At 27.5% G+C, this 14137-nt stretch carries 10 protein-coding genes; 2 read left to right on the plus strand and 8 right to left on the minus strand.

Translation table 11 applies throughout. From position 1 onward, the window contains the following. Nucleotides 1-8: 8 nt before the first annotated feature. From CXF68_RS18355 to CXF68_RS18375, 5 genes are all read right to left on the minus strand, one after another. Nucleotides 9-1313: a cupin domain-containing protein gene (locus CXF68_RS18355; protein WP_101046551.1), complete on the minus strand. Its 1305-nt coding sequence runs from the start codon at nt 1311-1313 to the stop codon at nt 9-11. A gap of 4 nt (nt 1314-1317) precedes the next feature. Next, nucleotides 1318-2139: an acetolactate decarboxylase gene (locus CXF68_RS18360; protein ID WP_101046552.1), complete on the minus strand. Its 822-nt coding sequence runs from the start codon at nt 2137-2139 to the stop codon at nt 1318-1320. Between the two features lie 14 nt (nt 2140-2153). Next, the gene (locus CXF68_RS18365) at nt 2154-3200 is read right to left on the minus strand and encodes an L-dopachrome tautomerase-related protein (RefSeq protein WP_101046553.1); all 1047 of its coding nucleotides are present in this window, start codon (nt 3198-3200) and stop codon (nt 2154-2156) included. 288 nt (nt 3201-3488) lie between these two features. Continuing rightward, entirely contained in the window at nt 3489-3941 is a 453-nt protein-coding gene (locus CXF68_RS18370; RefSeq protein WP_101046554.1) for a GNAT family N-acetyltransferase, read from the minus strand. Nucleotides 3942-3953: 12 nt separating this feature from the next. Next, nucleotides 3954-4991 carry an SMP-30/gluconolactonase/LRE family protein gene (locus CXF68_RS18375; RefSeq protein WP_101046555.1) on the minus strand — a complete coding sequence of 346 codons (1038 nt, stop codon included), beginning with the start codon at nt 4989-4991 and terminating at the stop codon, nt 3954-3956. Between the two features lie 374 nt (nt 4992-5365). Between CXF68_RS18375 and CXF68_RS18380 the strand changes: the two genes are divergently transcribed. Further along, nucleotides 5366-6226 carry an AraC family transcriptional regulator gene (locus CXF68_RS18380; RefSeq protein WP_101046556.1) on the plus strand — a complete coding sequence of 287 codons (861 nt, stop codon included), beginning with the start codon at nt 5366-5368 and terminating at the stop codon, nt 6224-6226. Nucleotides 6227-6349: 123 nt separating this feature from the next. Here the strand turns inward: CXF68_RS18380 and CXF68_RS18385 are convergent, their stop codons facing one another. Further along, nucleotides 6350-7576 (minus strand): glycoside hydrolase family 5 protein, encoded by a 1227-nt coding sequence (locus CXF68_RS18385; RefSeq protein ID WP_101046557.1) that lies wholly within the window; start codon nt 7574-7576, stop codon nt 6350-6352. A gap of 370 nt (nt 7577-7946) precedes the next feature. Here CXF68_RS18385 and uvrA point away from each other — a divergent pair, with 370 nt between their 5' ends. Then, entirely contained in the window at nt 7947-10733 is a 2787-nt protein-coding gene (gene uvrA / locus CXF68_RS18390) for an excinuclease ABC subunit UvrA (RefSeq protein WP_101046558.1), read from the plus strand. A 125-nt stretch (nt 10734-10858) separates the two neighbouring features. Here uvrA and CXF68_RS18395 read toward each other — a convergent pair whose 3' ends face one another. Both CXF68_RS18395 and CXF68_RS18400 read right to left on the minus strand, forming a co-directional pair. Then, the gene (locus CXF68_RS18395) at nt 10859-11938 is read right to left on the minus strand and encodes an HmuY family protein (protein WP_101046559.1); all 1080 of its coding nucleotides are present in this window, start codon (nt 11936-11938) and stop codon (nt 10859-10861) included. Between the two features lies 1 nt (nt 11939). Next, entirely contained in the window at nt 11940-14066 is a 2127-nt protein-coding gene (locus CXF68_RS18400; RefSeq protein WP_101046560.1) for a TonB-dependent siderophore receptor, read from the minus strand. Between the last annotated feature and the right edge of the window lie 71 nt (nt 14067-14137).

Below are 14137 nucleotides of genomic sequence, written 5' to 3' on the forward strand. Positions count from 1 at the left end.
TTAGTTTATTATTTTGATTCTTTCAAAAATTTAGATTTACCTAAAATCCAATCAGGTTCTCTTTTGGGTGAAAAAACATCTATGTCTTCTGTTTTTTCTAATACAAAAAATTCATGAGATATATTACCTGGAATTACAATGACATCTCCAGCTTTAAGAATACGCTCCTCATTACCATTTATAATTATCTTTACTTTCCCTGAACGTATGTAAGTAGTTTGCTGCTGTGGATGACTATGTTTTGGTATATGAGCTCCTTTTTCTAAAGTATATATTGCCAAAGTACCTTCATTAGAAGGAATAACTTTTCTTGAAATTTTATTACCGAAAGTTTCTTCTTTTATATTCTTAAAATTTAGCTCTTGTACAATGTTTTCACTTGGATAAATAGCCGTATATTTTCTAATAAAATAAGTAGTTCTTGTGTTTTCTCCTTTAAACAAATCAGATATGTAAGAGTTTAAAAAATATGCCTCTCCATTTACTAAAGTTGCAGTAGTTGCAAAATCTAAACCTTTAGCGTCTGATGACTTTATATATGCTGTACTGAAATCATCATTACTTACCAATTTATGATATGCTTCAAAATTAGTATTTTGACCAACGAGTACATCTCCATTAGGTAATAACAACAATCCATCTATTCCAACAATAGCTTTAGAAAGTATTACTTCTTTAATTTTTTTAGAAGCTAAATCAATCTTAAATAACTTACCATCACTATTTTTTGCTACTAATAGATAACCTTTTGGATGAACTAGAATACCATTAAGATTAATCCCCTTTCCTAGAAATTTATCATCTTCAATAAAAACACTTGCTTTACCTTTTGCTGTTACTTTATAAATAACAGGTGAAAAACTATCAGTTATATAAACATCACCATTATTTGCTACCGATAAGTCGTTTGCCCAATGATTCCCTTTATGCAAATCATGTAAATCTATTTTACTTAGTAGTCTTTTTGTTTTTAAATTAAAAATTAATAGTCTTGCTATTGTTTTAGGACTTTTTTTGTTTGATTTTTTGGATAAACCAAGATCTCCTACTGCTACGTATAATTTATCTCCTTTAATTTTTAAGCCAACAGTTGAAAAGAAGTTTTCATTACTAATAAACTTCTTATATACCCCTTTTTTATTTACAATTCCAATATCTCCATTCGTTATAGAGCTTATCAAAAAAGAATCTTCAGCAGCATAATATGCTATTCCTTCAGGATAAACACCATCTGGGGTTTTAAAATTTATTTGATTTTGAGCCACGGTAATTTTGGCAATTAAAGCTATTACTACTATTAGTATTTGTTTCATTATATTAATATTTACTTTTTAATTTTATTTCTTCTACTTTTTCCCAATCTCTATTATATTCTTTGGTATTAGGAATTCGTACTTCAATACTTTCTTTTTCATCAAAAAACAACTCTACATTTTTAAATTTTGCTTCCATTATATGACCTCCTATATTTTTACTATCTGAAATAAAATGGAAATGAAAAGGATGTAAATCAATATCTCTAAAAGTATTTGGATAATAAAAACCTACAATGGTTCCTTTTACATTGCTATGAGTATAAATAGGTCTATTTTCAAGTATCTCACCAATAGCTCTATAATCATTACTCTCTATCTTCTCTGCTCCTCCCAGTTTTATGTAATTCAAAGACACTTTTGCTTTAATAGCATATATCTTATTTTTTGAAGGAAGGATTTCTAATATCGATTTGTTAAAACTCAATAAATCTGTTGCTTCTATTTTATTCTTAAAGTCAGTATCAAAAAACGTAAGACTATTAAATGGTGTTTTTTTACTCTCTTTTGCTATAACAACTTCTCCGTTGCTTTTAACTCTGTAAAAAACACCATTTAACACTACCATTTCACCATCTAAACGATTATATGTGCCTAAACCAAAACCGCCATTTATTTTTAACTCTTTTACAGTTAAACTACCTTTATAAACTCCATTCCTCATAGCGTCTATTGTAGAATAATGTATTATTTTATCTATACGTTTGCTATGATTATGTACACTCTTTTTTATAACCTCTTGCCCCTCATTACCTTTTATGTTTTCTTTATTTTGGCAAGATGATAGTATCATAATTTGAATTAATAAAACTCCTATTATTTTCATGAAAAATCTATTTTTTAGTTACCTACAAAAGATTTTAAAATATAATATGGTGCTTTACCTGTATCCTCCCCTCCTGTAAAAGCAGGTGTTTTATATAATTGATTAACCGCAATATATATCCATCCATTATTGTTAAGAGCAACATTATCTGCCCAATCAATTTTAGAATTTCTAAGAATAGGTTTTAACTCTCCAGTACTCGTAAGTACATCGATACCTCCGTGTTGAAGGTTTGTCATGTAATGGTTTCCTTTTTTATCAGTAGCAACACCATCAGATATTGGTTTTGGTCCTTTAACTTTTATTGCTTTAGAAATTACTAAATCGGTAGCTCCTTCTCTAAAAAGTTTTGAAGGTATTTGATACCAAGTAGTACCATTCATAGCTCCATAATAAAGTGTTTTATTATCGTAACTTAAAGTGATTGGATTAACAGCTACACGCGCTGGTTTTCCTCCAAAATTTATAGTTTTTTTATCTATAACCATATCAATGTTTTCAGACTGTACAGTTAGATCACTAAATCTACGAGCTGTTTTATTTTTAATGTTGAATGCTATAATTCCAGGGTTAGCAATATCCGCTAGGTATACCCATCCATTTTCTTTATCAATTGCTAAATCTTGAATAAAACTTCCTTTTGGTGCTATTTCTTTAGTAAACTCATATTTATAAACTTCTTTTCCTGTATTTATATCAAATGCCCATAGTCTTGTTTTTCCTAAATGCAATCCCATATCAATAACCCACAACACGTTATCTTTATCTATTCTAAGTCCTAAAGGAGTATCAAATTTGCTATCGTTCGGTTTACCTGTATTATTTTGTAATTCTTTATTAGGAAAAACAGTGTATGTTTTTTTACCTGTTATTTCAATTAACTGAACTTTAGGGCTTCCTAGAGGATGTACTGTCATAAATACTCTATTATTTTTACTAATAGCTACATTTCCTGGTCTAATATCTAGTTCTGCGACTACCTTAACCTTTGTTTTTACTTGTGTATTAATTGTTTGTGTAGCTATGATACTTAACACAAAGCACATTAGTTTAAATTTCATTTTTTTATTATTTTTTTATTATAAATGCTATCATAATTAGGCTTTCTTTTTTTATAAAAAGTAATTTCTCTTTAAAGAAAAAAGTAGACTTTAACCGAATACATTTATATTCGTTTTTAATTATATTTCCATTACAAAGCTAAATGGATCGCTCCTTTATTTACATGAAGATAAATAGGTGATTCTTGTATAAAAAAAGGTTTTAATAAGTTCATCTGATATAAACAAAAAAGAAGCTCTCTATTTAGAGAACTTCTTTTTTCAAATAATTAAGCAATAAGTTACTTTTTATAACATCTTTAATTCCATTTTAATATCTGCAGTTAAAAATTTATTTTCTACCAAGTTTATTTCCTCAAACCCTAATTTAGTATATAAAGAAATAGCACTTGTTAATTTTCTATTGCTATGTAATATTAATTTTAGAATTTCTTTTTCTTTTCCTAATTGAATTACATATTCCATTAATTTTTTTCCAATTCCTTTTCCTTGATGCTCTTTACTAACTCCAAGTTTTAATATCTCATACTCTTTGTTATTTATTTTCTCTAAGCTAATAGTACCTATAAGAGTATTATCATGAAGTGCTATAAAGATATACCCTCCGTTATTTATAATTAATTCTGGATTATTAAGCATAATTTCATCAGACTCTTCTAATAAATCATACTCTTTTAACCAAGAGTATGATAACTCTTTAAACTCTTCATAATATTTCTCTGTATAATGTTCTATTATCATTTTTATACTAATTTATAGGCTCTCAATATTAACAATTTTAAAATCATTATGAGTATAGTCTTTTTGAAAAAATAAAGGTAAATTACTGTATAAAACAAAAGTTCCTTTATTTTTAACAGATACTACTGAAGTTGGAAACACTCCCAATTCTGTAGCATACTCTTTTTTACGTACAATTGATATAGCATCATTTGGGCTTACCACATCTATTCTTGCCACAATAACTTTACTTTGTCCATTTATTGCCATAACTAAGTCTCCTTCACTATCTATTTCCAATCCATCCACTCCTTCTACACTATGATAATTTAATGCTAAAGTTGTTGGCTTACCATTTACATTTCTAATTGAATAAATTTTTCCTGCATTAGTTCTTGATACAATTAATTGTTTTGTTTTTGAATGATATACAATTCCATTTAAACCAAAACTATCTGTTACATTATCATTAGGTATTTTAGCATATATACTAGCTTTTAAATCTTTATCTATTTTATAAATAGACATAGCTCCTATTGAATTCGTTATAAAAATATTACCATCATCATCTACTGCTATATCATTAGGAAAAAGAGAAATAGATTTATACCAACCACCTATATCTAATCTATATCTAATTACCTTTTGTTTTTCTCCTGTTTTTAAATTATAGATTACAATTCTATCCCAATTAGCTTTATAACTTGGACCTGTTTTAATAGCTCCTTCAATATCGCTAGTTGCAACTATTAATCTATTTCTTTTTTCATCGGTATAAACACCTGTTACAGCATGTAAATCATACCCATTTATAAATGTCTTATATTCTCCTGTTTGAGGATTTACTTTACCTATTTCTCCTTTTCTAAATGAACCTACTATAAACTGACCACTAGTTTCATCAAAATCTACACTCTCAGGAAACAAACCTTCTTCTTGTATGGTAATAACATCAAGAAAAGCACTTGGACTTGGATTTGGATTTGTATCTAGTTCATCTGCACTACTACAAGCAAAGAACATTCCTAATGTAGTTAATAATAAAATTCTTGTAAAAACTATTTTTTTCATCTTTATATCTATTTAATTATAATCACCTATAAATATTATAGAATGGCAAAATTAGTAGCTATGAAAAGAATTTCGCATGTACAAAATTTGGTTGTTTATGTATTTTTAAAGGTTTCTTTTGAGGTTGTACTTTCTCTTGCTTAATATTTATATACCAGTTTTACTTTAAAATTAGATGTTTTATGAAATCTCAAACATACCCCTCCTATCTTTCTGTAAAAAATATTCTATCAATATAATAACTGGTTCTTTTATTCAAAACTATTTTAATATATAACATGAACAAATATTGGTTTTTATTGTAAATATCAAGGCTTCTGATTATTTTAACCATTAAACTAATTACATTTGTTTTAAACCATAAAACAGACTTAATGAATACAGGTAATAATGTTTTTTATGAGGAAGTAAGGCTTCAAGAATGGAAAAGAAGAAGTACTAATAATTTTTTTGAACTTGTTTATATTAAGGAAGGAAAAGGAAAACAATGCATAAATTATAATTATTACCCTTATAAAAAAGGCAACATATTTTTACTTCCGCCCCTTAAGTGTCATTCTTTTCTTCTAGAAGAACCAACTGATTTTGTTTTTTTACGTTTTACTCAATCCTTTTTTAAACAACAAAATACTAAATCATCTAATTTTGAAAACTGGTATAAAGAAGCTTCTTTTATCTTAACCAACTATAACCAAAAACCTGGTGATATTATTAAGAGTGTTTATGATAAAAAACATATTATTCAATTAACAAATATCATCTCTCATGAACTCAAAAATGGTGATCCTTCTTCAGAAGAAGTCATTCGAATAATTATGGTTAGTATTCTACATATAGTTATGCGTAATGTAAAAATAATTAATAGAGATTTAATTGGGACTATTAATAAAGATTCTAAATTTATTGAAATAATTAATTACATTCAAGAAAACATTTCTAATCCTGAACTTTTAAAAACAGAAAATATTGCTGAAAAATTTCATATTTCACCAAACTACATCAGTGAATTTTTCAAGAAAACATCTGGTAATACATTAAAAAGTTACATTATAAAATCGAGATTAAAGCTGGTTGAAGTTCGCTTATTAAATTCTGATTTTAATCTAAATCAAATAGCAGATGAACTTGGTTTTTCAGACGCTAGTCACCTTACTAGAACTTTTAAAAAACATACTGGTTTAACTATTTCTGAATTTAGGAACAAAGGAGATTACTGTCTTTTAAAAATAGTTTAAAACCTTAAGTGAATTTAAAACTCGTTCTGATAAAACCAGTAATTTTATTATAAAAATCAAAGATTTTACTCTTTACTCAAAATAAAAAAAATAACTTCATAGAAACTTTTTAAACTCAATTATCTACTTGAATTCGGTTTTAAAAACTCTCCATAACGTATTATTTTTCATCTTTTTATATACGTTATCATAATTTAAAGATAGATTATCTGAATCTTGATACTCCCAGTACTTATAAAAAACTTTCCCTGTACCTAGTTCATAATCCATAGCCTCCCAAACATCTTCTCTATAAGAATAAAATGACCAATGCCATTTATTTTTATTAAAAATAGAAATCAAGTCACTTAAATATTCTTCAGCTCCATTAACACTTCTACTACAACCAAATTCTCCTACCCATACTCTATTTGATGAAATTTTATTTGTTTTTTGCCATTTAATAATAGGTTTAAAAAAATTATTTAAACCTTCTTTATTTAATTCAAAATTAGATTTTAAATCCTTTATATACATAGTACTTGGATAACTAAATTTACCTTTATTGATGTTTTTAGTTGTAAAATCATACGGTTCATACATATGAAAAGAATAAATTACCTTATCATCCTTTAAAGGCTTTAGATATTCAAAAGCCCATGGAGTTCCATATAATCCTGATTCAATAATAATAGGAATATTTTGATCTACAGACCGAATAGCTTCCGTCATTTTTTCATTAAATAAATTAAGATCCCCAGCTCCACCTTTTACATTTTCATACCATTTTGTAAATCCTTTATCCCAAAATGTATTCTTTTTATAAGCTAATTCAGGATAAGGCTCATTAATTAAATTATAACCTACGATCGCTGGATGATCTTTTAAACGAAAAGCCAAATCTTTCCAAAATTTAGATGCTTGTTTTCTGAATTTAGAATCTTTCCATAACCTATAATCACGAATATTATTATTCGTTTGACTATACCTAGCTCCAGGAAGGCTTAGTGGTGTTAAAACAATTTTTATATTCTGCTCATTGGCATAATCTAAAAAATATTTTAATATTTTAAAATCATTTTCTATAATACCTTTATAGTCATCAACACTTCCTAATAAAAAATCTCTCTGTTCTCCTTTCCATTTTTCATAGGTTAATCTTACAAATTTAATATTTGCTTGTTTAGCAGCGTTAAACCATTCTTTTGTAGGAGTTTTATTAAAATAATTTGCTCCTTTTCTTTGCTTATTCCAATAAGAAATCAAACTGCTATTATCTTTTCTATATAATTTTTGATTATTATTTTTTTTCTCTTTCACGCATGATAATAACAGCAATAATATGGCTAATAATCTTAGATTTACTTTCATTTAGATACAAAAAAGATAGTTTAATTTAAAATAATAAAGATAGTATTCGTTCTTTTTCTATAAAGCTTATTCTTTTCAAAATTACTTTATTTAATTTTAAAGAAAAGGGAATAATTATTGGTTTTTCTTGTAAAAACAAAGGTCATTATTCACATTTAAAAGTAAAAAAAGAAGATTACCTTATATCAAAATCATTTTCTTTATCAATATTACTATATGCTGTTATTCAAATATTTTCTATGACACAAAAAAGAATCAGTTACTAATTTTTATAGTATATGCCTTCATTTAACAATTTATAATTTTAATCCTTCTTTATTTCTTTTCTAATTCAGAAAATATGTACTTTTATAGCTTATTTTTTAAGTAAATGAAAAGAGATCTTTCTACCATAAGTCCTAAAGAAAACATCATTATAAAGGGTGCTAGTTTGCATAATTTAAAAAACATTGATGTTGTTATTCCACGTAATAAACTAGTTGTAATAACTGGGCTTTCTGGTTCTGGAAAATCTTCTTTGGCTTTTGATACTTTGTATGCCGAAGGACAAAGACGCTATGTAGAAAGTTTATCTTCTTATGCTCGTCAGTTTTTAGGTAAATTACACAAACCTAAGGTAGATTATATAAAAGGTATTTCTCCTGCCATTGCTATTGAACAAAAAGTAAACTCTACAAATCCACGTTCAACAGTTGGTACCTCAACAGAAATTTATGATTATATAAAATTACTATATGCTCGTATTGGTAAAACAATTTCGCCTACATCTGGTAATGAAGTAAAAAAACATACTGTTTCTGATGTTCTTAATTTTGTAAAAACTTTTGAAGAACGCACTAAACTATTATTACTTGCTCCTATTATCATTAATGAAAACCGTGACCTTAAAACTGTTTTACAAGTTTTAACACAACAAGGTTATGCACGTATAAAATACAATAATGAAATTTTTAGAATTGATGATTTTCCTATTGAATCATATAAAAATGAAGAATTATTTTTAGTCGTTGATAGAATTGTTACTAAAAATGAAGAAGATTTTTATAATCGATTAGGTGATGCAATACAAACTGCTTTTTTTGAAGGAAAAGGCATCTGCTTCATTGAAAGCTTAAATGATAAGACAGTTACTGAATTTAGTAATAAATTTGAGTTAGACGGAATTACATTTCTTGAACCAAACACACATTTATTTAGTTTTAATAATCCTTATGGAGCATGCCCAACTTGTGAAGGTTATGGTAGCGTAATAGGTATCGATAATGATTTGGTAATACCTAATACTGGTTTATCAATATTTGAAGATGCTATATTCCCTTTTAAAACGGATTCTTACAAAATATACAAAGAGGAGTTAATTCTAAATGCTGAAGCTTTCAATATTCCTATTCATAAACCTTGGTTTGAACTTTCTGAAGACCAAAAAGAATTTATTTGGAACGGAACTAAAAGTTTTCAAGGTATAAATGACTTATTTAAAAAACTAGAAGAAAAAAGTTACAAAATTCAGAACAGAGTAATGCTTTCTCGTTACAGAGGAAAAACAAAATGTACCGATTGTAACGGGCAACGTTTACGTAAAGAAGCAAGTTTCGTTTATGTTCATGGCAAAATAATTTCTGAACTAGTAACACTTCCTTTAGATGAATTAGCAATATTTTTTAATAATATAAAACTAAATAAGTACGAGCAAGATATCGGTAAACGTTTACTTACTGAAATTAATAACCGTTTACTATTTTTAACTAATGTTGGTTTAAATTATTTAACATTAAATAGAACATCAAATACACTTTCAGGAGGAGAAAGCCAACGAATAAACTTAGCTACTTCACTTGGTAGTTCACTTGTTGGCTCAATGTATATATTAGATGAACCGAGTATTGGTTTACACCCTAAGGATACCGAAAAATTAATTGATGTCCTTAAAGATTTACGAGATTTAGGAAATACTGTAATTGTTGTTGAACACGATGAAGATATCATGAAAGAGGCTGATTATATTATTGATATTGGTCCCGAAGCTGGTACTTATGGTGGTCATGTTGTTGCCGAAGGTACTTTTAATGAAATTATGAAATCAGATTCGTTAACAGCAAAATATTTATCTGAAAAATTAAAAATTGAAGTTCCTAAGGTTCGTAAAGATTCTAAAAATACTATTAATATTATTGGGGCACGTGAAAATAATCTTAAAAACATTGATGTTTCTTTTCCTTTAAATAATTTAACTGTTATTACAGGAGTTTCTGGTAGTGGAAAAAGCACATTGGTTAAGAAAATTTTATATCCTGCAATGCAAAAAAAGCTAATAGGATATGGTGATAAGGTTGGACAGTACACAGATATAACAGGAAGTTATGACAGTTTAAAACATATTGAGTTTATTGATCAAAACCCGATTGGTCGTTCATCTAGATCTAACCCTGTTACTTATATAAAAGCTTATGATGATATTCGAAAATTGTTATCTGATCAAAAATTATCAAAAATAAGAAACTACCAACCGAAACACTTTTCTTTTAATGTTGAAGGTGGTCGTTGTGAGGTTTGTAAAGGTGAAGGTGAAGTTACTATTGAAATGCAATTTATGGCTGATGTACATTTACAATGTGATACATGTAATGGGAAACGCTTTAAAAAAGAAGTCTTAGAAGTAAATTTTGAAAGAAAATCAATTGATGATATTTTAAATCTTACTATTGATGATGCTGTTGCTTTTTTTACAGATAATGAACAACCTAAGATTGCACGAAAATTAAAACCTTTACAAGATGTTGGTTTAGGGTATGTACAACTAGGACAATCTTCTTCAACCCTATCTGGTGGAGAAGCGCAACGTATAAAACTTGCTTCATTTTTAGTAAAAGGAAACACAAAAGATAAAGCTTTATTTATTTTTGATGAACCTACAACAGGTTTACATTTTCATGATATTAAAAAACTATTGGCATCTTTTAATGCTTTGATTGAAAAAGGACATTCAATCGTTGTTATTGAACATAATATTGAATTAATAAAATGTGCCGATTATATTATTGACCTTGGTTTAGAAGGTGGTAAGAATGGAGGAAATCTTATTTTTACAGGAACACCTGAAGAATTAGCTAAGAACAAAGATTCTTATACCGCTAGTTATTTAGCTGAAAAACTATAAAAACATTACATATAAGAAACTGCCTAACCCTCTCAAGTTAAGCAGTTTCAACTGTACAAAAACTAACAAAATTTTTTAATCTTTTAAATAAATTTATTGTTTATCTAAAATTAAAAGTGTTTTTTCTATAATAAACTATATACAAATTCAGGTGAACCGCGCTCCCCTGCTTCATTTAACAAAGCTAGAAACTGTAATTTATAAATATTTCCATCTGTATCGTTTACGATATAAAATAAATTAGATTTAACTTTTTTAGAAAAAACATTTCTCCAGCTACTACCTATTATATTCTGATCGTTATAAACAAAATTAGCATCTACTACGTTACTTAAGTTAAATGCATCATAAGACAATTCTTTTTCATCATCAGTATTTATCATATAAATACCTACATTCGATTTTGTATTACTTGTTACAAAATCTGAAAATGAATACGCCCCTAGCACACCTCCACCAAAATCTAATACTTTATTAGAAACGGTAAAGTTTAAATCCCAATCAGTTTTTTCTGGCTCAACATCTACAACAATCTCTTTATCAAAGCTAAAAAAAGTAAAATTGAAACCATTTTTTTTAGATATAACCTTTTCTTTATGTGTTGTTGCATCTAAATCAGCATACTGTAAAACATAGTTATCCCCTCTTCTTGTTACTCTAACTTTTTTCCATCCTCTTGAGTCTCCAGAAATATTAATACTACCTGTAGCTGGCACATCGGTACCAACATTAAATCCAAGATTTACTAAATACACCTTGTTTTCTGAATCATTTATAGAAACTTCGTTCATCGCAGTTTCTTTTATATTTCCATCAGGAGAATCAACATAAATATTAGAACCTGCCGAACCTACAACTACTTTCCCTTGTAAATCTTTCACTTCTTCATCTGCTGATGTTATTGCATCAATATTTGCTGTAGATAGTTGTGCCGTAGCCATAGCAATAGCGCCATTAATTGTAACTCTAAAATCATCTCCAGAATAAAAACCTAAATCCCAAGAATCTCTTTTTACAGGTGTAGTAGTATTTGTACTTAAATCTACATAAACTTGATTTTGCTCATTTGGACCACCAAGATCTGGTGATATAGAAGCTCCTTCTTTTACTATCTTTATTGGTTCTGACGGTAAATTACCATCACTACAGCTTATAAAATTGAATGCCGCAATACATATAATTAATGTTAAAAATTTATTTCTCATGTTATTTAAAATTAAGGTTGTATAAAAGTTTTAAGTAATAAGATCTTCCGTAGCCCAGTAAAAGAGAATTACTATTAGATGAATGTACTCCTGCTCCTGAATTACTAATATTTACGTTAGTTATATCTAGTAAATTTCTTGCCCCTAACGTGGTTTGTATGGTATTGTTAAAAAATGATTTTTTTATAGAAGCATCTAACCATTGGTAAGCGTTTGCAGTTGATTTTTCAAATATTGAGTTCCCTTCAGCATCAGTTCCAGAAGTAACATAATTTTGTTGTTTACCATTGTGTTTTAGCAATACTGTAATTGCTGTTTTAAATTTTTCTATCTGGTAAGTAGCACTTGTATTTAACTGAAAAGAATATAAATAGTCATTTTTTGCATTCACTTCGTTATTTGCAACTCTTGAAATACCTTGTAATGTTCCTCCTAAATTAAAAATCCAATTATTTTTTTTAATGCTATTCTCAGTTGTAAATCCCCACAGCTTATATGCATCAATATTTATGTATTGATATTTTAGAGGTAAGCTATTTACAATTGCTAAGTCTATTTTATCATTTATATCTATATAACTTAACTTTATAGCATTTGATAAAGAAAAATCATTAAACCAACTACTCTTTTTTAAATTTATAGAAGCTGTATACCCGTTTTCAGGCTTTAAGCTTTCATTACCTCTAACATCATGATTAGAATCTACAAAATAATAGTACAATTCTTCAAAATTTGGAGCCCTATATGACGTACCAATATTACCTCGTAATTCAAAACCTTTTTTCATTAAATACCTAGCACTTAAAGATGTTAATAGCTTAGAATTAAATAATGAACTGTATTCATATCGTACACCTGGTCTCAACATGAAACTATCAGAAACGTTTATTTCAGATGATCCAAATGCAGCATAACTGTTTTGCTTCCTTTCTTTATTTTGATACGTAATATCACTTGATGCTTGGGTATCAAAACCACTTATAAAACGAGTTTCATAACCTAGTTGAAAACTATAAGATTTGTTTTTAAAAATATTATTTATAGCTCCTTTAGAAAAGAAAACTTTACTCGACTGCTGTAATTCATCACTTCCGTGTGATTTTCTCCCTCCAAGAATATAATAATTAAACTTATTTAAATAACGCTTTTGCGTTTGGTAAGACAATGAAACATTATAATTTGCACCAGAATTTAATTGTCCATTTATATTTAAGTTATTTATAAATCTATCAGTTGTAAAAATTTTATCGACTGAAAACGGATTACTTGTTTGCGATTTTATATCTATATTTTCATCAACAGATAAGTCATAGTAATTTATCAACTCATTAAAATATTCAAATTTATATAGTAATTTGAAATTTTTATTTTTGTAGCTAACTAAAGCATTTGTATTTAGTTGCGTTTTAGGTAACCATTCGTAACCTCTTAAACCATCATCTTTATAATAATCTCTACCTTGTTTATTATTATAAAATCCTGCAAATTGATTACGGTTAAAACCTGTTCTTACAAACCAATTTTCATTAAAGTTATGAGAAACATTAAACCCTTGTATATGTCTACCTTTATCAAACAAAGCATACTCATTACTCACTGTTTCTTCTTGTAAAGATGCTTTAATATTCCATTTACTATTTATCGATTTTTTAGTAATTACATTAATTACACCAGAAACAGCATTTGCCCCATACTCTACCCCCATTGCCCCTTCTACAATTTCTATTCGCTCAATATCATCTAAATTAATCTGCGTTAAATCAATATTATTCCCCAAACCATTATCACTAACTAAAGGTATATTATCTATAAGAATATTAAAGTATTGAGAATCTAAACCAAAAAAAGAAATTGTTGACTTTCCTGTTTTAGAGCTAGGTATAATTGTTAGGTTTAAATTAAAATTAAGTAAATCAGCTAAATTATTAGCAGCCTGTTTATCTATCTGTTCCCTTTTGATTACAGTTACATTGTAAACAGATTTTTTAATTGACTGAGGACTATACTGTCCAGTAACAACCACTTCATCTAGTTTAACCGAAGTTATAGAGTCTAGTTCTTTCTCCTGACTAAATACAGACAGTGTTATAAAAAAAAACAATATTGCAACTTTATTATATAGAAACATTCTTAATAAATTTCGGCAAATATATACTCTTATTCTTAATCAATCTAAATAAAATTTATATTTTTGCAAAA

The sequence above is a fragment of the Tenacibaculum sp. Bg11-29 genome (assembly GCF_002836595.1).
Lineage (GTDB): Bacteria > Bacteroidota > Bacteroidia > Flavobacteriales > Flavobacteriaceae > Polaribacter.